This window comes from Bacillus cereus group sp. BfR-BA-01349, assembly GCF_022663795.1.
Taxonomy (GTDB): Bacteria; Bacillota; Bacilli; order Bacillales; family Bacillaceae_G; genus Bacillus_A; species Bacillus_A cereus.
Map to the genome: position 1 here is coordinate 1 of NZ_JAKUGE010000026.1, position 22,902 is coordinate 22,902.

Here is a 22,902-nt window from a genome sequence, read left to right on the forward strand (position 1 = left end):
CACCCGTTCCCATACCGAACACGGAAGTTAAGCTCTCTAGCGCCGATGGTAGTTGGGACCTTGTCCCTGTGAGAGTAGGACGTTGCCAGGCAAAATGGAGGATTAGCTCAGCTGGGAGAGCACCTGCCTTACAAGCAGGGGGTCGGCGGTTCGATCCCGTCATCCTCCACCATATATGTCGGAGGGGTAGCGAAGTGGCTAAACGCGGCGGACTGTAAATCCGCTCCTTCGGGTTCGGCAGTTCGAATCTGCCCCCCTCCACCATTCTTAATTAATGGGCTATAGCCAAGCGGTAAGGCAACGGACTTTGACTCCGTCATGCGCTGGTTCGAATCCAGCTAGCCCAGCCATTAAGAGCCATTAGCTCAGTTGGTAGAGCATCTGACTTTTAATCAGAGGGTCGAAGGTTCGAGTCCTTCATGGCTCACCATTTTAATGAAATATGCGGGTGTGGCGGAATTGGCAGACGCACTAGACTTAGGATCTAGCGCCTTTGGCGTGGGGGTTCGACTCCCTTAACCTGCACTTTTAATAAAATAACTCATACATGTCTTGCGGAAGTAGTTCAGTGGTAGAATACAACCTTGCCAAGGTTGGGGTCGCGGGTTCGAATCCCGTCTTCCGCTCCAATTTTCAATATGACATGCCGGGGTGGCGGAACAGGCAGACGCACAGGACTTAAAATCCTGCGGTGGGTGACCACCGTGCGGGTTCGACCCCCGCCCTCGGCACCATATGCGCCCGTAGCTCAATTGGATAGAGCGTTTGACTACGGATCAAGAGGTTAGGGGTTCGACTCCTCTCGGGCGCGCTTTTATTAACGGGAAGTGGCTCAGCTTGGTAGAGCACCTGGTTTGGGACCAGGGGGTCGCAGGTTCAAATCCTGTCTTCCCGATATTCCCAAAAAGCATGGGGCCTTAGCTCAGCTGGGAGAGCGCCTGCCTTGCACGCAGGAGGTCAGCGGTTCGATCCCGCTAGGCTCCACTTTATTTAATATATGTCTCGGAGGTATACCCAAGTTCGGCTGAAGGGATCGGTCTTGAAAACCGACAGGCGGCGAGAGTCGCGCGGGGGTTCGAATCCCTCTACCTCCTCCATTTTTTAAAAATTTATATTGTCGCGGGGTGGAGCAGCACGGTAGCTCGTCGGGCTCATAACCCGAAGGTCGCAGGTTCAAATCCTGTCCCCGCAACCAAATGGTCCCGTGGTGTAGTGGTTAACATGCCTGCCTGTCACGCAGGAGATCGCCGGTTCGACCCCGGTCGGGACCGCCATTTATGTTGGCTCGGTAGCTCAGTCGGTAGAGCAGAGGACTGAAAATCCTCGTGTCGGCGGTTCGATTCCGTCCCGAGCCACCATTTTTTTATGCCGGCTTAGCTCAATTGGTAGAGCAACTGACTTGTAATCAGTAGGTTGGGGGTTCAAGTCCTCTAGCCGGCATCATTTAGGGGCATAGTTTAAAGGTAGAACTGAGGTCTCCAAAACCTCCAGTGTGGGTTCGATTCCTACTGCCCCTGTAAAGTATATGGGCCTATAGCTCAGCTGGTTAGAGCGCACGCCTGATAAGCGTGAGGTCGATGGTTCGAGTCCATTTAGGCCCACCATATATTATTCCGCAGTAGCTCAGTGGTAGAGCTATCGGCTGTTAACCGATCGGTCGTAGGTTCGAGTCCTACCTGCGGAGCCATGGCCCGTTGGTCAAGTGGTTAAGACACCGCCCTTTCACGGCGGTAACACGGGTTCGAATCCCGTACGGGTCATACAAAAAAGAGTCAGCATTATGCTGACTCTTTTTTATTTTGTTAATCCTTTTTATTACGTTACTTTCCAGAAATAAATAAAGGAATTTTGGAAAAGCTATGGTATGTATAAAAAGGAGGAAATCATAATGACACGAGTTAGAGACTTAATGAGTACCCATATTGTACATTGTACACCGCTAGACAATGTATATGAGGCAGCTGTTAAAATGAAGGAAGAATCAGTTGGATTAATTCCTGTTGTTGAAAATGAGCAAGTTGTTGGGCTTGTTACTGATCGTGATTTAGTCGTTCGAGGGATTGCTGAAAAACATCCTGGATCTAATAAAATTACAAATGTAATGACAACAAATATTATCTCAGTTTCTCCAAATGATTCTATTGAAAAAGCTACAGAGCTAATGGCACAGCATCAAATTAGACGATTACCAGTAGTTGATAGTGGTCAACTTATTGGCATGTTAGCACTAGGAGATTTAGCTATAAGGGAATCAGCAGATGATCAAGCTGGATTTGCCTTGAGCGAAATCTCAGAGCATACAGAGTAAATTGAAACTTTAATTAACCGAGAGTCTAATGGTCACTCATAAAGAGCTAAATTATATATAAAGTTCAGATACATTATTCTAGCATATATGGATTAAACTAATATGTTAGCGTGATGTATCTGAGACATTATATAATAAGGATACGGTTAATAATTTCGACAGTTTTTTTTAATTTGTTATTCTTCATTTTTAATAAGAGAAAAGATGATATACTGATAGATATAAGTATTATGAGGGATTTTGAATATAACAATATTAATTTTTAGTGGTGCGATAATAAATTAATATTTCCTACATAGATGAAAAGGGAAGGGGAATTATATGAAGGCTGTACAGGGCGATCCAAATTGGAATTTGGTTACAGATACATATATAGAACCAAATAATTTCGCTGAATTATTTTCTTTGCTTGTACCTTGTCACCCAAAAGGTGAGGGGAAAGAACGAACTATATTAGTATGGAAAGAAAAAGAATTTTATAAAGAAGAAAATTTAGCGGCATTTATCGTATATGGCATGAATAAAGCAAAGAAATTACCGCAGTTTCATAAAGATGAAATTCCAACTTTAGTGCGTATTCTTCGCTTATGTCAAGAGATTGGTTGGTATGAAGAGGCAAATGATTTTATGATAGCGCAAGGATTAGCTGAGTTTGTTCATACTTCATTGGAATATGAAACATGGGATCTTTTGACACAATCAGTTGCTTTAAATTATTTAATTATTAAATATCGTATAGGTGAATTGACAGATAGGGATATTGAAATTTGGGATAGAGTTAAATTTAATGAGAAGTGTATAACCGATTGTAAACATTTATTATCTCATAAAGAAGTATTGGAATTTACATTCTTTTATATGTGCAAGAGAGCGAAATCATTATCAAAAGAGCAATTAAATAGTGATATGATGAGTTTAGCAATGTATTGTAATACTTTTGTATATGATTTGTATACACATGATTTATTACGGAAATATCGTAAGTGTACAGATTTCCTATCATATTATGGACCTAGTCAGGCAGTTTTAGCATGTCAAAGAGCTGTATTATCTCAAATTTCCGATCGCTTAGACCCATTAAAGACAACGCATGTAGATGATTATTTATATGTGATGAAAGAAATGATGGAGCATATGACGATAGGAGTAATGGATCGATACGGTCATTTTATTGGAAAGCTACTATCTTATGTGCCATTTTTCGAAATGATACAAGTTCCACAGCATGCATATTATTGTGAAGAATTACTGTATATTTGTAAGGGCATTGAATATAAAGAAGAAATACTACGCAATTATATATTTATACAATTACATGATTGTTTACCATCATTCTTTAGGCTATTTCTTAAAAATAAGCGTTACGCAACGATTCATGATATTCTTTTCTATTGGTGCGATGACGAACAAAGAATGAGCTTAGAGAAAAAATATAATCTGAGCTTTATTTATGAAAAATATGCTTGTGGATAAACAATATTTCCGATATGAAAAATTAATATAAATTAAAAAGGATCTCCAGTTTATGTGAGATCCTTTTTTGTTAGTAAAACAAGGAGAAAGTGATTAAGACAAGAAACAACATTCCATATAGGAGAAGTTGTTCAGTATAACTTCCTTGTATACCAAAAAAAGTATTGGCTTTCTTATACAAATTCAATATGTATTTTATTGGAGTATCTTTGAAAGATTGGTACACAGTGTCTCCTCTTTCTAAGCTTCTTGTTCTTGTTTTTGTTTATAAGGGACATTAATATATCTAGCTACAAATAATAAAACAGCCATAAAGAATACTGGAAATACAGTAGATAAATAAAAGCCATTACTAATTATATTTGTTATGAGAGCACTCAAAAGAAAAATAGCATTATAAATATGGGCAATTTTTTGTTTTAGTTGCACTTGAAATGATTCCATCATAATTTCTAATGCAACAAAAGCAATAATAATAGATAAAAATACAATGTTTGTATTGTAAATGATTAAACAGCAGATTAAACCTAAAAAGGCTACGTATTCAATTATAAGAGGTATATTGCGTGGCATACAATTTACCTAACTAAATATGGCAGTGGATTTACTGCATTTGTTTTTTCAAAATTCCATTCTCCATTATGTAATTCAAAATGAAGATGTTGCCCGTATGTATGACCTGTGTTTCCCATATGACCTATTAATTGTCCAGTTTGTACTTGATCACCAGCTTGTACAGTGCGATCCTTCATATGAGCATAAACAGTTGTATATAATTTCCCATTGATTTGATGCGCAATGAAAACAACATTGCCATAGCTAGCTGAATAATAAGATTTCACAACTTTACCTGCAGCAGCAGCTTGGATAGAGACGTTTCCTGGAGCGGCAATATCTATACCATAATGCATTTGTTCCCAGCGTATATCAAAGGTTGAGCTAATTCTTCCTTGAGCAGGGAATTTGAAAGCAGCTGGAATTGATGAAGGTTGATCTGTTTTAGCTTGTGGTTGATTTTGTACTACATAGTGTTTTGCTACATATCCGTATCCTGTGCCAAAACGAATTTTATACCAAGTTCCTACAGTTTCTACTACTTGTACTTGTGTACCGTTTTGTAATGAACCGAGTAGAGCGCTACTTGTACTAGCGTTGCTACGTACATTTAGATTAGGTGTTGCAACAGTATATTTTGTATTATTTTGAACGGTGATTCCTTTTATTAAGGGTTGTGAACCATTAGAGATGAATGCTTTTTGTACGTAACCTGTTTGGCCATTATGCGATATTTTATACCATTCGCCTTGATCTTCTTGAACGGTAATAAACTTGCCATTTGGTAATACATCTAAAATGGAAGATTCTAAATTAGGTTCAGAGCGAACGTTTAATGCATTAGCATTAACGATGTATTGATCATTAGAATGAAGTTTGTTTTTTAGTAAAATAGCATCTTTTTGTACATAACCTACTTTATTATGAACAGATACTTTATACCACTCATTAGTTGTTTCAAGGATGTTCACTTTTGTATTAAAGCGAATTGTATCAATTGATGTGCTTTTTACGTTATCTTCTGTATGTAATGCTACTTGATCGACTTTGACATACCCAGTTTTAATATTAGATAATTGTTCAGCGTTTGCTTTTTGTACATTTGTTTCACCCATAGAAGGAAGTAAAGAAGCAATCGCTACAGTAGTTGCTGTTAAAGCAGCAGCTTTCATATTCATGGAATAGAGACCTCCTCTAGTTGTAATTTTATTATAGTATAAAGATATAATATAGTGGGTGTATTCACATAAATGTAATATGAAATCAATATAAAAATAAATTTTTTGAGGATAATGATTCCTTTTTATACAATTAATTGGGGTTTTATTTTCTAAAATAGAATGTATGTATTGTATAACTTTGATATTTTGTTAATAATTAAGAAAATTAAAAAAGTTGATGATGTCTTATTAGGGTGTTATACTGACAGTGATAATTTTATAGTTTGCTAGGAGAGCTGGTGTTGCCAGCTGAGAGTAGGCCGTAAGCCTTTGATCCTTTTTATTACCTGATCTAGATTATGCTAGCGTAGGGAAGCAATTCGGACACTAACAATGAGTCCCCGTTTCTTTGCGTATAGAAACGGGGCTTTTTTATTTGAAAATTTCATATTGAAACCACTAGGGGTGCTTGATTTGCTGAGAGAGGAATAATCCTTAACCCTTACAACACCTGATCTAGGTAATACTAGCGAAGGGAAGTGGAACATCGAATAAATGTATAACTTTATTTGCTGTAACCACTTCTTATATATAGAAGTGGTTTTTTATTTAGATACATATATTGAAAGGGGATAGAGAAATGAAATTTTGCGATAGATTATTAGAAACTGTGCAACCGGTTTGGGAGATGAGTCATAATCATCCGTTTGTAGTGGGTATGGGAGATGGCACGTTAGAAAAAGATAAATTCCAGTATTATATTATTCAAGATTATTTATATCTGCTAGATTATGCAAAGTTATATGCGATTGGTGTTGTAAAAGCAACGAATCCACAAGTAATGGGAAAGTTCGCTGAACAAATTGATGGAATATTAAATGGCGAAATGACAATCCATAAACAATATGCAAAAAGACTTGGAATTTCTATAGAGGAGATAGAGTCTGCGAAACCATCTGCTAAAAATTTAGCTTATACAAATTACATGATGTCTGTATCTCAAAATGGCACACTTGCGGAATTAATAGCAGCGCTTCTTCCATGTATGTGGAGCTATTGGGAAATTGGAAAGCGTTTAAATGATATTCCTGGAGCAAGAGATCATGAGTTTTTTGGTGAGTGGATTCAAGGATATAGTTCGGAAGAATACGGTAATCTTTGTATTTGGTTAATAGATTTATTAAATAAAATGGCAGTTGGAAAGTCTGAGACAGAACTAGAAAGATTAGAGGAGATTTTCTTATATTCCAGTCGATTTGAATATTTATTCTGGGATATGTCCTATCGTAAGGAGATGTGGGGATTTGAGGAGCAAGAACATACTACAGTTTCATAATGTTTCTTTTCATTACGATGAGAAACCAATCATCCATGAATTAAATGCTTCTATACATGAGAAAGAGTTTGTCAGTATTATCGGACCGAGTGGATGTGGGAAAAGTACTTTATTTCGCCTTATTACAGGTCTAGAAAAGGTAAGTACTGGACAGATAGAACTGACAGAAACAAAGCACCATCCTGTAGGATATATGCCGCAAAAAGATATGCTTTTGCCGTGGAGAACAATTATTGAGAATGCTGCCCTGCCGCTAGAGTGCCAAGGTGTACAGAAGAAAGAAGCACAAGTAAAGGCAAAGGAACTGTTACATAAATTTGGTTTGCAAGGGTATGAGAAAAAATATCCGAAAGATTTATCTGGTGGTATGAGACAACGTGTATCTTTTATTCGAACTTTATTAACAGGCGGGGAAATATTGCTGTTAGATGAACCATTTAGTGCGTTGGATGCTTTAACGAAGACCTCTTTGCAAGAATGGTTGTTTGAACAATGGCAAGAGTGGGAAAAAACAATTTTATTCATTACTCATGATGTTGAAGAAGCGTTATTTCTTTCAAACCGAGTTTTAGTAGTGGAACAGCAGCCGATAACGACTTTGACTGAGCGGACTGTACCGCTTGATCATAACAGAACACGAAAAGATTTATATAAACCGGAAGTATTAGCGCTGAAAGATGAGCTTCTTAGTATGTTACAAAGGCAGGTACTTGTGTGATGAACCGATTGAAAGAATTAGTTCCTGCTATTACACTTTCTAGTATTTTACTAGCTGTGTGGGAAATAGGAGCAAGAATTGTAGATGAGATGTACATTTTACCGTCACCTTCTGCGATTGTAATGAAGATATGGAAACTAAAAGACATATTATTTACAGTTCATTTACCTGCAACGTTATACGTCGTTTTAATAGGTGTTGTTATCTCTATCGTATTAGGTGTAGGGCTAGCGATGTTAATGAATGCGAGTACATGGATGGAGAGAGCATTTTATCCAGTATTAGTTGCTTCACAAACGATTCCGATTACTGCGCTTGCTCCGCTATTTGTTTTATGGTTTGGATACACAATTTGGAGTAAGGTTGTTGTCACAGTTTTAATTACGTTTTTCCCAATTGCGGTCAATACGTATGATGGACTGCGTAGTACGAAAAAAGAATGGGAGGAGCTCTTAGTTACATATGGAGCAACAAAAAGAGATATTTTTCTTAAATTAAAGTTGCCGTCTGCTCTTCCTTATTTTTTCTCAGCTTTAAAAATTGCAGTTCCGCTTAGTGTTATCGGAGCAGCAATTGGAGAATGGCTCGGTGCACAAGCTGGGCTTGGATATTTCAGTAAGAGAATGATGACGCAGTTAGATGGAGCTGGCGTATTTGCACCTATTGTATTGTTATCATTATTAGCTATTTTCTTCGTCGTAATTATTTCCATATTAGAAAAGAAATTCATTAGTTGGAGGAAGTATTCATGAAATTTTTAAAGCGCATCTTTGTGTTTACATTATTAATTGCAATAATTGCAGGATGTTCGAGTAATTCAGCATCAGACAAAAGTAAAAAAGAGAAAGAAATAACAGTCATGTTAGATTGGTATCCAAATGCGGTACATAGCTTTATCTATGCAGCAATTGAAAAAGGATACTTTAAAGAAGAAGGTGTAAAGGTAAATATTAAATTCCCTTCTAATCCGACTGATCCATTAACGCTGGCAGCAGCAGGGAAGGTGACAGTTGGCTTGTATTATCAGCCAGATGTTGTTATGGCGAGAGCGAATGAGCAAATTCCAGTGAAATCAATTGGAGCTGTCGTACGTTCACCATTAAATCATGTTGTATCACTGAAATCAGCGGGCATTCAATCACCGAAAGATTTAGAAGGAAAAACAGTAGGATACTCTGGAACACCTTTAAGTGAGATGTATTTAAAAACGATGGTAAAAGAAGCTGGTGGTAATCCTGATACAGTGAAAGTAGTTGATGTTGGCTTTGATTTAGTACCAGCATTAATTACGAAGAAAGTAGATGCGGTGACAGGGGCATATATTAACCATGAAGTACCTGTTATGCGTCATGAAGGCCATGAACCAGCGTACTTTAATCCAGCTGATTACGGAGTACCAAACTACCATGAGCTTGTGTTTGTAACAGGTGATAAAACGTTGAAAAAAGATAAAGAAGCGTTGCAAGCTTTCTTACGTGGTACGAAAAAAGGCTATGATTTGATGAAGAAAAACCCAGATGAAGCATTGAATATTTTATTAAATCATCAAGAAAAAGAAAACTTCCCACTTGTGCCAGAAGTTGAAAAGGAAAGTATGAAAATTTTATTAGAGAAGATGGAAACGAAAGATGAGCCATTTTTATCAGATTCAAAAGAATCTTGGGAGAAACAAAATAAGTGGCTGAAGGACAAAGGAATGACGAAAGAAACCGTCCCAGCCGATGAACTATTCGAAAATATTTTAAAGTAGGCGAATGAATATGAAAAATGAGCTCCACGTAATCTCAAATGGCCATATGCCATTCGAAGAGTTAGTGAATGTAGCGATGCAAATTGAGAGTGAGATTGATTATTTGCATATTCGTGAGCGTGAGAAGAGTACAAAGGAATTGTATGAAGGTGTGGAAAGTCTTTTGAGGAAAGGCTTTCCAGCATCGAAAATAGTGATAAATGACCGAATTGATATTGCTATTTTATTAAACATTCCGCGCGTGCAGCTAGGATATCGAAGCGCAGATGTAAGGTCAGTGAAAGAAAAGTTTTCTTATTTGCATGTCGGTTATTCTGTGCATTCTTTAGAAGAGGCGATCGATGCATTTAAGAATGGGGCGGATTCACTTGTCTATGGCCATGTATTTCCGACAGATTGTAAAAAAGGTGTGCCAGCGAGAGGGCTTGAAGAAATTTCAGACATTGCAAGGTGTTTATCTATACCGATTACAGCAATTGGAGGAATTACCCCAGAAAACACAGTGGATGTTCTTACTAACGGTGTAAGTGGTATAGCAGTTATGTCTGGAATTGTAAGTAGTAGTAACCCGTATAGCAAAGCGAAATCTTATAAGGAATCAATAAGAAAGTGGGCGGAAAAACATGTGTGAGAAGTATGATGTAGCGATTATTGGTGGTGGTGTAATTGGCAGTTCAGTTGCACATTTTCTAGCAGAAAGAGGACATAAAGTAGCGATTGTGGAGAAGCAAAGTATTGCATCGGAAGCTTCCAAAGCAGCTGCTGGTTTACTTGGTGTTCAGGCAGAATGGGATGTGTATGATCCGCTATTTGAACTTGCTAGAGAAAGCCGAGCTATATTTCCACAACTTGCAGCAGTTTTACGTGAAAAGACGGGTATTGATATTGGATATGAAGAAAAAGGAATTTATCGTATTGCTCAAAATGAAGATGAGAAGGAAAGAATTCTTCACATTATGGATTGGCAGCAGAAAACAGGTGAAGATTCTTATTTTCTAACGGGAGACCATGTGCGGGAAAAAGAGCCATATCTATCCGAATCTATTATAGGAGCAGTATATTATCCGAAAGACGGTCATGTTATTGCACCAGAGCTTACGAAAGCATTCGCACATTCTGCGGCAATTTCCGGTGCTGATATATATGAACAGGCAGAAGTATTTGATATCCGTATTGAAAATAATAAAGTGACTGGAGTTATTACAAGTGAAGGTATTGTCACATGTGAGAAAGTCGTTATTGCAGGAGGTTCATGGAGCACGAAGTTACTCAGTTATTTTCACCGTGATTGGGGTACATATCCAGTTAAAGGAGAAGTGGTTGCGGTAAGAAGTAGAAAACAACTTTTAAAAGCACCTATTTTTCAAGAAAGATTTTACATTACTCCAAAGCGCGGTGGACGTTATGTAATTGGGGCAACAATGAAGCCACATACGTTCAATAAAACTGTGCAGCCAGAAAGTATAACTTCTATATTAGAGCGTGCTTATACAATATTGCCAGCTTTAAAAGAAGCAGAATGGGAAAGCACGTGGGCAGGATTACGACCACAATCGAATCATGAAGCTCCTTATATGGGAGAGCATGAAGAAATAAAAGGTTTATATGCTTGCACGGGCCATTATCGAAACGGTATTTTATTAAGTCCTATTTCTGGCCAATATATGGCTGATTTAATAGAAGGAAAGCAAGAGAATCATTTGCTAGATTCATTGCTTTCTAGAAGAGTTTAGAAAGGGGATGGAAGTTTGAATTTAAAAATTAATGGTAACCAAATTGAAGTGCCAGCGAGTGTAAAAACAGTAGCTGAGCTACTTACACATTTAGAGTTAGATAACAGAATTGTTGTAGTAGAGCGTAATAAAGATATTTTACAAAAAGATGATCATACAGATACATCTGTTTTTGATGGAGACCAAATTGAGATTGTAACTTTCGTAGGAGGCGGTTGATTATGTTAAACATTGGACCATTTTCATTTCATTCTAGACTTTTATTAGGAACAGGTAAATTCCCTGATTTTGACGTACAGCAAAAGGCAATTGACGTTTCTGAAGCTGAAATTTTAACGTTTGCAGTACGTCGTATGGATATCTTTGATGCAAAGCAACCTAATTTATTAGAGAAACTTGATGTGAAAAAATATACGTTATTACCAAATACAGCAGGAGCAAAAAATGCTGAAGAGGCTGTTCGTATTGCAAAATTAGCAAAAGCTTCTGGGCTTTGTGACATGATAAAGGTAGAAGTTATTGGTGATGATAGAACGTTATTACCTGATCCGGTAGAAACGTTAAAGGCATCTGAAATGTTACTGGAAGAAGGATTTATCGTACTTCCGTATACATCTGATGATGTTGTATTAGCACGTAAATTACAAGAGCTTGGCGTGCATGCGATTATGCCAGGAGCATCTCCAATCGGATCAGGACTTGGTATTGTAAATCCATTAAATTTGGGCTTCATTATTGAACAAGCGACAGTACCAGTTATCGTTGATGCCGGTATTGGTAGCCCAGCTGATGCGGCATTTGCAATGGAATTAGGAGCAGATGGCGTGTTATTAAATACAGCTGTATCAGGAGCAAAAGATCCTATTAAAATGGGCAAAAGCAATGAAATTAAGTATTGAAGCAGGCCGTTTAGGATTTGAAGCAGGTCGTATTGCACGTAAGCGTTGTGCAACTGCAAGTAGTCCTTTAGAAGGAATGAGCGTAGTTGAATAATCGATATTCTCGCCAAGAACTATTTTCTCCAATTGGAGAAGAAGGACAGCAAAAGATAAGAGAAAAGCATGTGCTTATTATCGGTGCAGGTGCATTAGGTAGTGCAAATGCAGAGATGTTTGTAAGAGCAGGTGTTGGCAAGATAACAATTGTTGACCGTGATTATGTAGATTGGAGTAATTTACAAAGACAACAATTGTATGCAGAGAGCGACGTAAAGAATAATCTTCCAAAAGCTATAGCGGCTAAAAAACGTTTAGAAGAGATTAATAGTGATGTAACAATAGAAGCTCTCGTTCAAGATGTAACAGCTGAAGAGCTAGAAGAACTTGTTACAAATGTTGATGTAATTATTGATGCGACTGATAATTTTGAAACACGCTTTATTGTGAATGATATAGCACAAAAATATTCTATTCCATGGATTTACGGTGCATGTGTAGGTAGTTACGGTCTTTCTTACACAATCCTTCCTAGTAAAACACCATGTTTATCATGTTTATTACAGTCGATTCCGCTTGGCGGGGCAACATGTGATACAGCGGGTATTATATCACCTGCTGTATCTCTTGTCGTTTCTCATCAAGTAACAGAAGCTCTTAAACTGTTAGTAGAAGATTACGAATCACTTCGAGATGGGCTTGTATCGTTTGATATGTGGAAGAATGAGTATTCATGTATGAATGTGCAAAAACTTCGCCAGCATAATTGTCCTTCATGCGGAGAGAATGCATTATATCCGTATTTAAATAAAGAGAACACATCAAAAACAGCAGTTTTATGCGGGCGAAATACAGTTCAAATTAGACCACCTTATAAAGATGAAATGAATTTTGAACAATATAAAGAGTTGCTGGAAGGTCGCGTGAATGATTTAAATATAAATCTATATTTATTATCATTTTCTGTTGAAGACAAGAGGTTAGTAGCCTTTAAAGATGGCCGTGTGCTCGTACATGGAACGAAAGATATAAGCGAAGCAAAAACGATTTATCATCGCTATTTTGGATAGAAAAGGATGAGTGGGATGAAAGTGAATAAAGCTTTAACAATTGCAGGGTCTGATAGCGGCGGCGGTGCTGGAATTCAGGCAGATTTAAAAACATTCCAAGAGCTTGGTGTATACGGAATGACGGCTATTACGGCAATTACTGCTCAAAACACGCTTGGCGTTCAAGGGGGATATCCTGTTCCGTTAGAAGGTATTACAGAACAGCTGAATTCAATTGGTACGGATTTAACACCAGATGCAGTGAAACTAGGAATGTTATTTAGTAGTGAAATAATTCAAATTGTTGCAGAACAAATTAAAAAGTTTGGCTGGAATAATATTGTGCTAGATCCCGTTATGATTGCAAAAGGCGGTGCATCATTATTACAGCAAGAAGCAGTTCAAGCATTAAAAGAATATTTATTACCAGTAGCAACTGTTATAACACCGAATGTCCCAGAAGCAGAAGTGTTAACTGGGATGGAGATTCATAATGTTGAAGATAGTAAGGAAGCTGCAAAAGTATTGCATGAATTAGGTGCTAAATATGTGCTTATGAAGGGCGGACATGCAGAATATCAAGGGAATGAAGTAATTGATTTCATCTTTGATGGAGAAAAATTTATTGAGTTTAGAAGCGAGCGAATTCCTTCAAAGCAAACGCATGGAAGTGGGTGTACATTTGCTTCAGCGGTTACAGCAGGACTTGCGAAAGGATACTCAATTGAAGATGCTGTTCAAGAAGCAAAACGATTTATTAGTATAGCAATTGAAGAGCCATTGAATATTGGTAGTGGTCATGGACCGACGAATCATTTTGCATATAAAGTGAATAGAACGCGTGCATAGGTAAGTGAAAAGCCAGTTTTATAACTGGCTTTTTTTCTGTTTACTTTTTCAAAATACAGGAGTAATATATCAGCCAGAATACATTTTTTGTAAACGCTGAGTCCAATTATATGGAGCGGAGGAACCAATTTGTGCGTAGGCACTAGGGGTGAATCTTTCAAGTTTGAAAGTAGGGCTACTCTCAAAGTCCGAATCCGACAGCTAACTTCGTAAGCGTCTTGAGAGAGGACGGTGCCATGATGGATACATCACTTCATCGATCTGATTAGTATAGGGGAATATCAATCTATGTTTGATTTCTTTTATACTAAGGAGGATGAGGTACATGGAACTAACACTTATTTGTGTTGGAGAAGAAAGTAAGGTAGATAGTTTAAGAGATCTAGTACCATTTCAACATAAGTTAATTATTTTTACAGCAAATGAAGAGATAGCGGCTGAAGTTAGGAATTGTGGGTTTGATTGGACTTATAGCTGCAGTAAGGAGCAGGACTTTACTAGTATTTGTGAGTGTATTAAGAAGGTGATTTTACTAGGGGATGAGCTTCCAATCGTTAGTTTTTTCACAGAACACATTCGCTTTTCTTTTCAAGCACCTATTACTGTTGTTACAAGGAATAAACGATATCCAGCGAGGCTCTATGAAACAATTGGAGCTAAGTTTGTCGTGTTTACAAATTGTGATAATATTTCTTTTTTATTTTTTGAATAGGGCGGGGGAAGAAATGATGAAGGTATTATTACTTGGAGATATAGCAAATCGTTGGGCAGTATCGGTAGAGCGAGTTCAAGAATTGGTTCAGATCGATCCCTTTTTTCCAGGGCCGTATATTATATTACCATCAAAAGATGCTTTGTATTTAGAGGTGGATATTACCGAGTATGAGCAGCTACATGCAGAATTGACACAAGTTTATATTCGCGGGAGAAATTTACGTGCATTTTTACGAGGAGAATAAAGGTTGAATAAAAAAGAGCGAATGCTGAGTGCAACAAGCTATGCACTTCATCTCATTCGCTCTTTTTATTTCATATTTAAAAGGTCATTTTTAAGAAAAGAGAAGAGAAATAAAGAAAATAGATGAAATAATAGTAATAATCTTCAATGTGAGCGTTTAAATGAATGTAAATATTATTATTTTCAGTAATTTAACCCTTTACAAGTGAAATATAGAGGAGTATATTTACTCTCATAAATCATTCATAAAATTTCCAAAAAAACCTAAAATCGCTGAGTTCCAGAAATGGAGCGGGGGAACCAATTTTGTGCATCGTCACTTGGGGTGAATCTTTCAGTTTTGAAAGTAGGGCTACTCTTTAGGCCCGAATCCGACAGCTAACCTCGTAAGCGTTTAGAGAGGAGGTTTACTTTTTGTTGTTCTTTTTTAATATTTATATGGTAAATTTTAACAAAAACAAAGCGAGGGATAGCTATGTTAGATGTTGTAATGGTCGGGATTTTTATTTTATTAGTTGCATCAATGGCAAGTCTTGCAAGTTGGTCAGATAAAGTTGTGAAAGAAGGAAAGCAATCATGATGATTGTCTTATCGGTTATTGTCGCAGCAATTACAGTGTATTTAGTGTATGCATTATTAAATCCAGAGAAGTTTTAATTAGGGGGAATCATTCATTATGATTTGGGTTGCAGTCATTATTACAATGCTCTTGTTTATTTTAGTAGCAAAGCCAATGGGGATTTATTTAGAAAAAGCTTTTCAAGGTAGCAAAATGCTAGATAAAGTATTCGGGCCTTTTGAAAAACTTATTTTTAAAATTATGGGTGTAAAAGAATACAATCAAACGTGGAAACAGTACGCATTATCATTAGTTTTACTCAACGGATTTATGATTGTTATTGTATATTTCATTTTCAGATTACAAGGTGTGTTGCCGCTAAATCCAGCGCATATTGAAGGGATGGAGCCTACGCTCGCTTTTAATACAGCGATTAGTTTTATGGCTGATACAAACTTACAGCATCATAGCGGTGAAAATGGTTTATCCTATTTATCACAATTAATCGGGATTACATTTTTAATGTTTGCGGCACCAGCAACGACATTGGCGCTCGTTATGGCTTTTATAAGAGGACTTGCTGGAAAAGAACTTGGTAACTTTTTCGTTGATTTTACGAGAGCGTTAACGAGAGTGTTTCTTCCTATCGCATTTATTGCGGCACTAGTTTTTGTTGCACTTGGCGTACCGCAAACGTTAGATGGGGCGGTTACAGCACAAACGATTGATGGGGCAAAGCAAAGTATATTACGTGGCCCTGTTGCATCATTCGTTTCTATTAAGGAACTTGGAAATAACGGCGGTGGATTTTTCGGAGCAAACTCTACGCATCCTTTTGAAAATCCAGGACAAATGAGTAATATTTTGCAAATGATGCTTATGATGTTATTACCAACAGCACTTCCATTTACGTACGGACGAATGGTAGGAAATAAAAAACAAGGTCGCATCCTTTTCGTGTCACTATTTATGGTATTTTTACTAGGGTTTATAACGATTACGACATCTGAACTAAACGGGAACCCGGCATTAAATGGAATGGGTATCGAACATGTACAAGGAAGTACAGAAGGGAAAGAAGTATGATTTGGAACAGTATTTTCTTCACTATACGCAACGGTAACGACAGCTGCTGAAACTGGGGCTGTTAATACGATGCATGATACGTTAACACCAATTGGCGGTCTAGTTCCACTTGTAAATATGATGTTAAATACAGTGTATGGCGGCGTTGGAGCAGGCTTTGTAAACATTATTATGTATGCAATTATTGCAGTGTTTATATCTGGGTTAATGGTTGGACGGACACCAGAGTTTTTAGGTAAAAAGATTGAAGGTAAGGAAATGAAATTAATTGCGGTCACGATTTTATTTCATCCATTGCTCATTTTAGGCTTTTCGGCATTAGCTCTTTCAACAAATTTAGGGACGGATGCTATTTCTCATTCTGGTTTCCACGGTTTAACGCAAGTTGTATATGAATATACATCGTCAGCTGCAAATAACGGATCTGGATTTGAAGGATTAGGAGATAATACACCGTTTTGGAATATTACGACTGGTTTAGTTATGTTTTTAGGACGCTACTTCAGTTTAATTACGATGTTAGCTGTGGCAGCTTCGCTGAAAGAAAAAACGGTAGTGCCAGAAACAGTTGGAACGTTCCGTACAGATAATAGTTTATTTGGTGGCATCTTCATCGGAACAATTGTAATTGTCGGTGCATTAACATTCTTCCCGATGTTAGTACTCGGTCCAATTGCAGAATTTCTTACATTGAAGTAATGGAGGGTAAATGATGAGACCGGTAGTAGTAAAAGAAAAACAATTAAATGAGTCACAAATACATGCTGTAGAAGATGAAGTTAGACAAGCGAAAACGATGGATCGTGATATCGTAACACATGCGATGAAGCAATCCGTTGCGAAATTGAATCCGAAAGTCATGATAAAGAATCCGATTATGTTCGTTGTGGAGATTGGATTTATCATTACGTTCATTTTATCTTTTCTTCCAAGTAGTTCTAGTAGTATACCAGATTGGTTTAATATAACAGTTTCTCTCATTCTATTATTTACAGTTTTATTTGCGAATTTTGCAGAAGCATTAGCAGAAGGTCGTGGTAAAGCGCAAGCCGATTCTTTAAAGCAGTCGAAGAAAGATGTGTTTGCAAATGTAGTAAAAGAAAATGGAGACATTGTCCAAGTTTCAGCAACTGATCTTAGAAAAGGTGACGTTGTTATCGTAAAACAAGGAGAAATGATTCCGAATGATGGCGAAGTAATCAAAGGATTAGCATCTGTAGATGAATCTGCAATTACAGGGGAATCAGCTCCTGTTATAAAAGAAGCAGGCGGTGATTTTTGTTCCGTAACAGGTGGAACGATGGTCGTAAGTGATGAAATTACAATTGTCATTACGAGTAATCCTGGTGAATCATTTATCGACAAAATGATTTCTTTAGTAGAAGGAGCTGCTCGTCAAAAAACGCCGAATGAGATTGCTTTAAATACAGTATTAACGAGCTTAACTCTTATTTTCTTGATCGTTGTTGTGACGTTGCCGATTTTTACAAATTATTTAGGGTTTCAAATTGATACTGCTGTGCTAGTTGCATTATTAGTTTGTTTAATTCCAACGACAATTGGTGGGCTATTATCGGCAATTGGTATTGCTGGGATGGACCGTGTGACAAAGTTTAACGTGTTAGCGATGTCGGGGAAAGCAGTAGAAGCTGCTGGCGATATTAATACAATTATTTTAGATAAAACAGGTACAATTACTTTTGGGAACCGGATGGCTCATACATTATTGCCTGTAGGAAATGAAACGATTGAGCAAGTTGGAAAGTGGGCCGCTATTAGTTCTGTTTTAGATGAAACACCAGAAGGTCGATCTGTTATCGAGTATGTGCAGGGAAAATCTATATCATACAATAGGGAACTTGCAGAACAAGGTGAGTTTGTTCCGTTTAAAGCAGAAACGAGAATGAGTGGTGTTGATTTACAAGACGGAACAAAAGTGAGAAAAGGTGCTGTAGGTGCCGTTATTGAATGGGTTGAGTCACAAGGCGGAATAATTCCGAAAGATGTAAATCAAAAAGCAGACTTAATTTCAAAAGAGGGTGGAACACCACTTGTAGTTGCAGTAGATAATCGTATTTATGGTTTAATTTATTTAAAGGATACAGTAAAACCGGGTATGCGTGAGCGTTTTGAACAGTTACGCCAAATGGGGATTAAAACGGTTATGTGTACAGGTGATAATCCGTTAACGGCAGCAACGATTGCAAAAGAAGCTGGAGTAGATGAATTCGTTGCCGAGTGTAAACCGGAAGATAAAATTGCTGTTATTAAAGCAGAGCAAGATAAAGGGAAACTTGTAGCAATGACAGGTGATGGTACAAATGATGCTCCAGCATTGGCACAGGCGGACGTTGGATTAGCGATGAACAGTGGTACGACAGCAGCGAAAGAAGCGGCCAACATGATTGATCTAGACTCGAATCCAACGAAAATTATTGAGGTTGTAGGAATCGGTAAGCAATTGTTAATGACGCGAGGTGCTTTAACGACGTTTAGTATTGCGAATGATATAGCGAAATATTTTGCAATCATTCCAGCAATGTTTACACTTGCGATTCCGCAAATGGAAGCATTGAACATTATGAAATTAACATCACCACTGTCAGCGATTTTATCAGCATTAATATTTAACGCTGTTATTATTCCATTACTCATTCCGTTAGCGATGAAAGGTATTGCATATAAACCGATGAGTTCTAATGCATTGCTTAGCCGAAACTTACTTATTTATGGGCTTGGTGGAGTTATCGTTCCGTTCATTGGAATTAAGGTAATTGATATGATTGTCGGCTTGTTTATATAAGGAAGAGGGGAAAAAGATGGAGAAGAAACAAAGTATACTATCACCAATTATCCGTATTACTTTTACATTTCTAGTATTGTGTGGACTTGTATACCCACTTATTGTTACTGGTATTGCACAAGCAGTGATGAAGGATAATGCGGATGGAAGTCTAATATATAATGATAAAAATGAAGTGATTGGTTCTAAATTAATTGGTCAAAACTTCACGGATCCACGTTATTTTCAAGGGCGTGTTTCTAGTATTGAATATAAGGCTGAAGCATCTGGTTCAAATAACTATGCACCATCTAATCCAGATTTAGCAAAGCGAGTAGAGAAAAGTATTGCGGACTGGAAGGAAAAAAATCCAGCTGTTTCAGTTACAGAAGTACCGATAGATTTAGTGACAAATTCAGGTTCAGGGCTTGATCCTGATATTAGTCCAAAGGCGGCCTCGGTGCAGGTGAATCGCATCTCAAAATTAACGAATATTCCGAAAGAAAAACTTAATAAATTGATTAAAGATCAAACAGAAGGTGCTGCGCTTGGTTTATTTGGAGAAGATCGAGTGAACGTCTTAAAGCTAAATTTGGCATTACAGAAATTAATGAAATAGTAACAGTGCTACCTCAATCTAATGGATTGAGGTAGCGTTGTTTCGAATGAAAGGTAGTGTTTATTTTGTATGCAGATGATTATGAACCGAAGTTTCAAAGGCGAACGCCAGAGGAATATTTAGAATATATTCGTCAGCAAAATCACGGAAAGTTAAAGCTATATGTCGGAGCAGCTCCAGGCGTAGGAAAAAGTTATAAAATGCTCTTTGATGCAAGAGAAATGAAAAAAGATGGAATTGATATTGTAATTGGTTTAATTGAAACGCATGGAAGAAAAGAGACGGAAGAAGCAATTGCTGATTTAGAAAAAGTTCCTTTAAAAGAAATACAGTATAAAGGAAAGGTATTTTATGAGCTTGATGTGGAAGGAATAAAAAAACGCGCGCCGCAAGTAGTCGTAGTGGATGAACTTGCTCATAGTAATGTTCCTGGTTCTAAATATAAGAAACGTTATATGGATGTGCAGGAATTGTTAGAGGCTGGTATATCGGTATTATCAGCTTTTAATATTCAACATTTAGAAAGTGTTCATGATATTGTAGCTCAAATTACGAATGTAAAAGTAAGAGAACGAATTCCAGATTTTATTTTACAAAAAGCAAATGAAATTCAGCTCGTTGATGCAACGCCTGAGGTATTAAGGAAGAGACTAATAGACGGAAAGATATATAAAGAAGAAAAAATTCAGCAAAGCTTACAAAACTTCTTTACACTTAATAATTTAGGAGCACTTAGGGAATTATCACTTCGTGAAGTTGCTGATGATATGGACGAGAAAATTAGCCAAACAGTAATAGAACCAATTGGCGTAAAAGAAAAAATTCTCGTTTGTGTACAATACAGTTCAACAGCGGAGAAATTAATAAGACGGGGATGGCGCATGGCTGATCGATTAAATGCTGAATTGTACGTATTAAACGTTGAGAGGGAAAATATAGATTCTCTTTCAGCAGGTAAAAAACAAACAATTGAAGAGTGGAAATCGTTAACGAATCAATTTGATGCGAGTTTTGTATTAGAAGAGGCAAAAGGAAGAAAGCCAGCAGATGTTATTATTGAAGTCGCAAAAAGATTACAAGTAACGCAAATTTTACTTGGACAATCGGCTAGAACAAGATGGGAAGAAATACGAAAAGGCTCTATTGTAAATGAAATTATGAGACAAACAAAGTATATTGATATTCATATTGTTGCGGATCAAAGAGGGTAAAATAGAGCCGACCTTTTTGGGGGCTCTATTTTACTTTTTGTACAGAATGAAAACTTAGCATTTTCATTGCATATAAGATTACAAGTAAAAACATAATTGCGCCTAGGAAGAAAATCCAAAAGTAATTTTGGTTAAATAAAAGAAATCCACCTATAAGTGGCCCTGTACCCATACCAAGATAGCGGATGAAGTTGTACATACCGATAGCTGTTGCACGTTCTTGTACGAATTCTTCTGTTAATAAAGTAGTGTGAGTTGGCATAGAAAGTCCCATACTAAAACCGTACAAAGATGTAACGATAATGATGAAGGGGATATTGATGCTATATGTGAAAGAGAATAAAACGACACATATAATATTGAAGAAACTCGTAATAAATAAAGCTTGCTTTGTTGTGAGGCGTTTTTGCAAAAACTTGTAGCAAAAACTTCCTAGCATGATAGAAAGAGACATTGGTACAAACATAAGACCAATTTTATTTACAGTTAAATGAAATGAATTTGTTAAAATACTCGGTAAAAAAACGAGAAAGCAAAAGTAAATACAAAATTGAATGAAGCCAATAAGAGTAATAGAAAATCCAGTTTTATTTTTTAAGATAAGAGAGTAATTCTTTTGTGCTTTAGACTGCTTAATTACATTTGGCTTTGTTTCTGGAAGTAGTGAAATGTTTATCATTAATAAGATAATGCCAAGTGTAGATAAAAAGAGAAATACAGATAAGTGACCATTTATACTGCCAAGATAACCACCTATGAGAGGAGCCATTGCAGGTGCGAGGGCAAGTAACATTTGGTATAGGCTCATCGCTTCTCCGCGTTCTTTTCCTTCAAATAAATCGCCGATAATCGTTGCTGAAACTACAGGTATAGCCGCTATTCCTATAGCTTGAACAGCTCTAAAAAAGAGAAATAAATAAATGTTTGCCGAAAAAGCACATCCGATTGAAGCAATCGTACTAATAATTAAACTAGGAATAAGGACAGATTTTCTCCCTTTTGTATCAATTAAAGGGCCATATATGAGCTGCATAATCGCAAGAACGAATGTAAAAAGTGAAACTGTTACATTTACAAGATAAAGAGAAGTATGAAAAGAATTTTGAATCATCGGTAAGATAGGTGTGTAAATATTTTGAGCGAAGGAACCGAATAAGGCACTAATACAGATAACATATAAAATGAAATTTAGTTTAGATTTTTTCATCTTGTTAACCCCCTTGCAATTTAGTTTCCTGGGAAACTAAATTTATTTTAAAATTATTTTCTCACTTGTAAAGATGAAAAAATAATTTTAAAATGGTATATAGTTAAATTGTTTCTTCGGAAACTTAGGAGGCGAACGGATTGAAGCATGCAACGAAGCAAATGGAAATACTGTCGGACATTCGTACACTTTTGCATAAAAAAGAAGAACATTTAAAACGACAAAATGAGAAGTTTCTTCGTGAGACAGGTGTAAGTAGTATGTCTTTATCTGAGTTACATGTAATCGAATGTATCGGAAAAAATGGTTTGATAAATGTAACGGCAATTACGACAGAAATGGGCATGACGAAGGGAGCAATCTCTAAAATTTGTACAAAGTTGTTTCAAAAGCAATTCGTTGAGAAGATGCAAATGTTAGATAATCAAAAAGAAATCTTCTTCCGCTTAACGGAAAGTGGGAATAAAATATATAAAGCTCATGAAAAATTGCATAAGCAAGCTGAAGAAAAGTGGTTGTTACTTTTAGATGGATATACGAAAGAAGAGCAAGATTTTATTCAAAGGTTTATAAAGGATGTCTCCGGTCATTTGGAAATATAATTGGAAGAAAAA

General features: G+C 36.9%; 23 protein-coding genes, 19 tRNA genes, 1 rRNA gene, 2 pseudogenes and 4 riboswitches. Of the genes and pseudogenes, 42 read left to right on the forward strand and 3 right to left on the reverse strand.

Annotated features, from left to right (window positions below; genetic code table 11):
- From rrf to MR169_RS15565, 22 genes are all read left to right on the forward strand, one after another.
- A 5S ribosomal RNA gene (gene rrf / locus MR169_RS15460) occupies positions 1 to 91 on the forward strand; the annotation flags it as partial.
- A 5-nt stretch (positions 92 to 96) separates the two neighbouring features.
- Positions 97 to 172, forward strand: a tRNA-Val gene (locus MR169_RS15465).
- An 8-nt stretch (positions 173 to 180) separates the two neighbouring features.
- Positions 181 to 264, forward strand: a tRNA-Tyr gene (locus tag MR169_RS15470).
- 11 nt (positions 265 to 275) lie between these two features.
- Positions 276 to 350: transfer RNA gene (locus tag MR169_RS15475), tRNA-Gln, on the forward strand.
- Between the two features lie 4 nt (positions 351 to 354).
- A tRNA-Lys gene (locus tag MR169_RS15480) sits at positions 355 to 430 on the forward strand.
- Between the two features lie 14 nt (positions 431 to 444).
- Positions 445 to 525, forward strand: a tRNA-Leu gene (locus tag MR169_RS15485).
- 29 nt (positions 526 to 554) lie between these two features.
- A tRNA-Gly gene (locus MR169_RS15490) sits at positions 555 to 629 on the forward strand.
- A 16-nt stretch (positions 630 to 645) separates the two neighbouring features.
- Positions 646 to 734 (forward strand) — tRNA-Leu (locus MR169_RS15495).
- 3 nt (positions 735 to 737) lie between these two features.
- A tRNA-Arg gene (locus MR169_RS15500) sits at positions 738 to 811 on the forward strand.
- A gap of 10 nt (positions 812 to 821) precedes the next feature.
- Positions 822 to 895 (forward strand) — tRNA-Pro (locus MR169_RS15505).
- 16 nt (positions 896 to 911) lie between these two features.
- Positions 912 to 984, forward strand: a tRNA-Ala gene (locus MR169_RS15510).
- 20 nt (positions 985 to 1,004) lie between these two features.
- A tRNA-Ser gene (locus MR169_RS15515) sits at positions 1,005 to 1,097 on the forward strand.
- A gap of 21 nt (positions 1,098 to 1,118) precedes the next feature.
- Positions 1,119 to 1,195 (forward strand) — tRNA-Met (locus MR169_RS15520).
- 3 nt (positions 1,196 to 1,198) lie between these two features.
- A tRNA-Asp gene (locus tag MR169_RS15525) sits at positions 1,199 to 1,274 on the forward strand.
- An 8-nt stretch (positions 1,275 to 1,282) separates the two neighbouring features.
- Positions 1,283 to 1,358, forward strand: a tRNA-Phe gene (locus tag MR169_RS15530).
- A 9-nt stretch (positions 1,359 to 1,367) separates the two neighbouring features.
- Positions 1,368 to 1,440, forward strand: a tRNA-Thr gene (locus MR169_RS15535).
- Between the two features lie 6 nt (positions 1,441 to 1,446).
- A tRNA-Trp gene (locus MR169_RS15540) sits at positions 1,447 to 1,517 on the forward strand.
- Between the two features lie 10 nt (positions 1,518 to 1,527).
- Positions 1,528 to 1,604 (forward strand) — tRNA-Ile (locus MR169_RS15545).
- A gap of 8 nt (positions 1,605 to 1,612) precedes the next feature.
- Positions 1,613 to 1,687 (forward strand) — tRNA-Asn (locus MR169_RS15550).
- Position 1,688: 1 nt separating this feature from the next.
- A tRNA-Glu gene (locus MR169_RS15555) sits at positions 1,689 to 1,760 on the forward strand.
- A gap of 128 nt (positions 1,761 to 1,888) precedes the next feature.
- Positions 1,889 to 2,308, forward strand: a complete 420-nt coding sequence (locus tag MR169_RS15560) for a CBS domain-containing protein (protein WP_000199010.1) — start codon at positions 1,889 to 1,891, stop codon at positions 2,306 to 2,308.
- A 321-nt stretch (positions 2,309 to 2,629) separates the two neighbouring features.
- Entirely contained in the window at positions 2,630 to 3,781 is a 1,152-nt protein-coding gene (locus tag MR169_RS15565; protein WP_000648911.1) for a DUF3965 domain-containing protein, read from the forward strand.
- 240 nt (positions 3,782 to 4,021) lie between these two features.
- On the opposite strand, the gene MR169_RS15570 is transcribed toward MR169_RS15565, so the two are convergent.
- Together MR169_RS15570 and MR169_RS15575 are read right to left on the reverse strand one after the other, a co-directional pair.
- Positions 4,022 to 4,354: a hypothetical protein gene (locus tag MR169_RS15570; protein ID WP_001137821.1), complete on the reverse strand. Its 333-nt coding sequence runs from the start codon at positions 4,352 to 4,354 to the stop codon at positions 4,022 to 4,024.
- Between the two features lie 5 nt (positions 4,355 to 4,359).
- Positions 4,360 to 5,514, reverse strand: coding sequence for an SH3 domain-containing protein (locus MR169_RS15575; RefSeq protein WP_242319632.1), 1,155 nt, complete (start codon positions 5,512 to 5,514; stop codon positions 4,360 to 4,362).
- 261 nt (positions 5,515 to 5,775) lie between these two features.
- Positions 5,776 to 5,887, forward strand: a riboswitch (TPP riboswitch).
- 60 nt (positions 5,888 to 5,947) lie between these two features.
- Positions 5,948 to 6,051, forward strand: a riboswitch (TPP riboswitch).
- Between the two features lie 85 nt (positions 6,052 to 6,136).
- On the opposite strand from MR169_RS15575, the gene tenA reads away from it, so the two are divergent.
- The 19 genes and pseudogenes from tenA to kdpDN all read left to right on the forward strand — a co-directional run bounded on the left by tenA (position 6,137) and on the right by kdpDN (position 21,081).
- A complete protein-coding gene (gene tenA / locus MR169_RS15580; RefSeq protein ID WP_000666830.1) occupies positions 6,137 to 6,832 on the forward strand; it encodes a thiaminase II in 696 nt (231 codons plus the stop codon).
- Complete coding sequence (locus MR169_RS15585; protein ID WP_001256793.1) at positions 6,801 to 7,550, forward strand: ABC transporter ATP-binding protein; 750 nt, start codon at positions 6,801 to 6,803, stop codon at positions 7,548 to 7,550. The genes tenA and MR169_RS15585 overlap by 32 nt, the downstream gene beginning before the upstream one ends.
- A complete protein-coding gene (locus MR169_RS15590) occupies positions 7,550 to 8,302 on the forward strand; it encodes an ABC transporter permease (RefSeq protein WP_206905542.1) in 753 nt (250 codons plus the stop codon). The genes MR169_RS15585 and MR169_RS15590 overlap by 1 nt, the downstream gene beginning before the upstream one ends.
- Entirely contained in the window at positions 8,299 to 9,300 is a 1,002-nt protein-coding gene (locus tag MR169_RS15595) for an ABC transporter substrate-binding protein (protein WP_242319633.1), read from the forward strand. Before MR169_RS15590 ends, MR169_RS15595 begins: the two co-directional genes overlap by 4 nt.
- A gap of 10 nt (positions 9,301 to 9,310) precedes the next feature.
- Entirely contained in the window at positions 9,311 to 9,931 is a 621-nt protein-coding gene (gene tenI / locus MR169_RS15600; RefSeq protein ID WP_016117180.1) for a thiazole tautomerase TenI, read from the forward strand.
- Entirely contained in the window at positions 9,924 to 11,033 is a 1,110-nt protein-coding gene (gene thiO / locus MR169_RS15605) for a glycine oxidase ThiO (RefSeq protein ID WP_000333315.1), read from the forward strand. The genes tenI and thiO overlap by 8 nt, the downstream gene beginning before the upstream one ends.
- 15 nt (positions 11,034 to 11,048) lie before the next feature.
- The gene (thiS, locus tag MR169_RS15610; protein ID WP_001049502.1) at positions 11,049 to 11,252 is read left to right on the forward strand and encodes a sulfur carrier protein ThiS; all 204 of its coding nucleotides are present in this window, start codon (positions 11,049 to 11,051) and stop codon (positions 11,250 to 11,252) included.
- Positions 11,253 to 11,254: 2 nt separating this feature from the next.
- A pseudogene (gene thiG / locus MR169_RS15615) lies at positions 11,255 to 12,026 on the forward strand (thiazole synthase).
- Positions 12,019 to 13,038: a thiazole biosynthesis adenylyltransferase ThiF gene (gene thiF, locus MR169_RS15620; RefSeq protein ID WP_001065423.1), complete on the forward strand. Its 1,020-nt coding sequence runs from the start codon at positions 12,019 to 12,021 to the stop codon at positions 13,036 to 13,038. Before thiG ends, thiF begins: the two are co-directional and overlap by 8 nt.
- 15 nt (positions 13,039 to 13,053) lie before the next feature.
- Complete coding sequence (gene thiD / locus MR169_RS15625; RefSeq protein ID WP_242319634.1) at positions 13,054 to 13,866, forward strand: bifunctional hydroxymethylpyrimidine kinase/phosphomethylpyrimidine kinase; 813 nt, start codon at positions 13,054 to 13,056, stop codon at positions 13,864 to 13,866.
- A gap of 84 nt (positions 13,867 to 13,950) precedes the next feature.
- Positions 13,951 to 14,098, forward strand: a riboswitch (cyclic di-AMP (ydaO/yuaA leader).
- 93 nt (positions 14,099 to 14,191) lie between these two features.
- Complete coding sequence (locus MR169_RS15630; protein WP_000424066.1) at positions 14,192 to 14,578, forward strand: hypothetical protein; 387 nt, start codon at positions 14,192 to 14,194, stop codon at positions 14,576 to 14,578.
- Between the two features lie 13 nt (positions 14,579 to 14,591).
- The gene (locus tag MR169_RS15635) at positions 14,592 to 14,825 is read left to right on the forward strand and encodes a hypothetical protein (protein ID WP_242319635.1); all 234 of its coding nucleotides are present in this window, start codon (positions 14,592 to 14,594) and stop codon (positions 14,823 to 14,825) included.
- A gap of 3 nt (positions 14,826 to 14,828) precedes the next feature.
- Positions 14,829 to 14,951, forward strand: a complete 123-nt coding sequence (locus MR169_RS28230) for a hypothetical protein (protein WP_001999105.1) — start codon at positions 14,829 to 14,831, stop codon at positions 14,949 to 14,951.
- Positions 14,952 to 15,085: 134 nt separating this feature from the next.
- A riboswitch (cyclic di-AMP (ydaO/yuaA leader) is annotated at positions 15,086 to 15,231 on the forward strand.
- A 68-nt stretch (positions 15,232 to 15,299) separates the two neighbouring features.
- A complete protein-coding gene (locus MR169_RS15640) occupies positions 15,300 to 15,404 on the forward strand; it encodes a SipW-dependent-type signal peptide-containing protein (protein WP_000887894.1) in 105 nt (34 codons plus the stop codon).
- Positions 15,404 to 15,481, forward strand: coding sequence for a K(+)-transporting ATPase subunit F (gene kdpF / locus MR169_RS15645; protein ID WP_223153441.1), 78 nt, complete (start codon positions 15,404 to 15,406; stop codon positions 15,479 to 15,481). The genes MR169_RS15640 and kdpF overlap by 1 nt, the downstream gene beginning before the upstream one ends.
- Positions 15,482 to 15,500: 19 nt before the next feature.
- A pseudogene (gene kdpA / locus MR169_RS15650) lies at positions 15,501 to 17,168 on the forward strand (potassium-transporting ATPase subunit KdpA).
- 13 nt (positions 17,169 to 17,181) lie between these two features.
- The gene (kdpB, locus tag MR169_RS15655; RefSeq protein ID WP_001247997.1) at positions 17,182 to 19,272 is read left to right on the forward strand and encodes a potassium-transporting ATPase subunit KdpB; all 2,091 of its coding nucleotides are present in this window, start codon (positions 17,182 to 17,184) and stop codon (positions 19,270 to 19,272) included.
- Between the two features lie 16 nt (positions 19,273 to 19,288).
- A complete protein-coding gene (kdpC, locus tag MR169_RS15660) occupies positions 19,289 to 19,870 on the forward strand; it encodes a K(+)-transporting ATPase subunit C (protein WP_242319636.1) in 582 nt (193 codons plus the stop codon).
- A 56-nt stretch (positions 19,871 to 19,926) separates the two neighbouring features.
- Complete coding sequence (gene kdpDN, locus MR169_RS15665; protein ID WP_242319637.1) at positions 19,927 to 21,081, forward strand: KdpD-like non-kinase potassium sensor; 1,155 nt, start codon at positions 19,927 to 19,929, stop codon at positions 21,079 to 21,081.
- 25 nt (positions 21,082 to 21,106) lie between these two features.
- On the opposite strand, the gene MR169_RS15670 is transcribed toward kdpDN, so the two are convergent.
- Positions 21,107 to 22,288, reverse strand: a complete 1,182-nt coding sequence (locus tag MR169_RS15670; RefSeq protein WP_242319638.1) for an MFS transporter — start codon at positions 22,286 to 22,288, stop codon at positions 21,107 to 21,109.
- 140 nt (positions 22,289 to 22,428) lie between these two features.
- Here MR169_RS15670 and MR169_RS15675 point away from each other — a divergent pair, with 140 nt between their 5' ends.
- Positions 22,429 to 22,890, forward strand: coding sequence for a MarR family transcriptional regulator (locus tag MR169_RS15675; protein WP_000679676.1), 462 nt, complete (start codon positions 22,429 to 22,431; stop codon positions 22,888 to 22,890).
- Positions 22,891 to 22,902 lie beyond the last annotated feature (12 nt).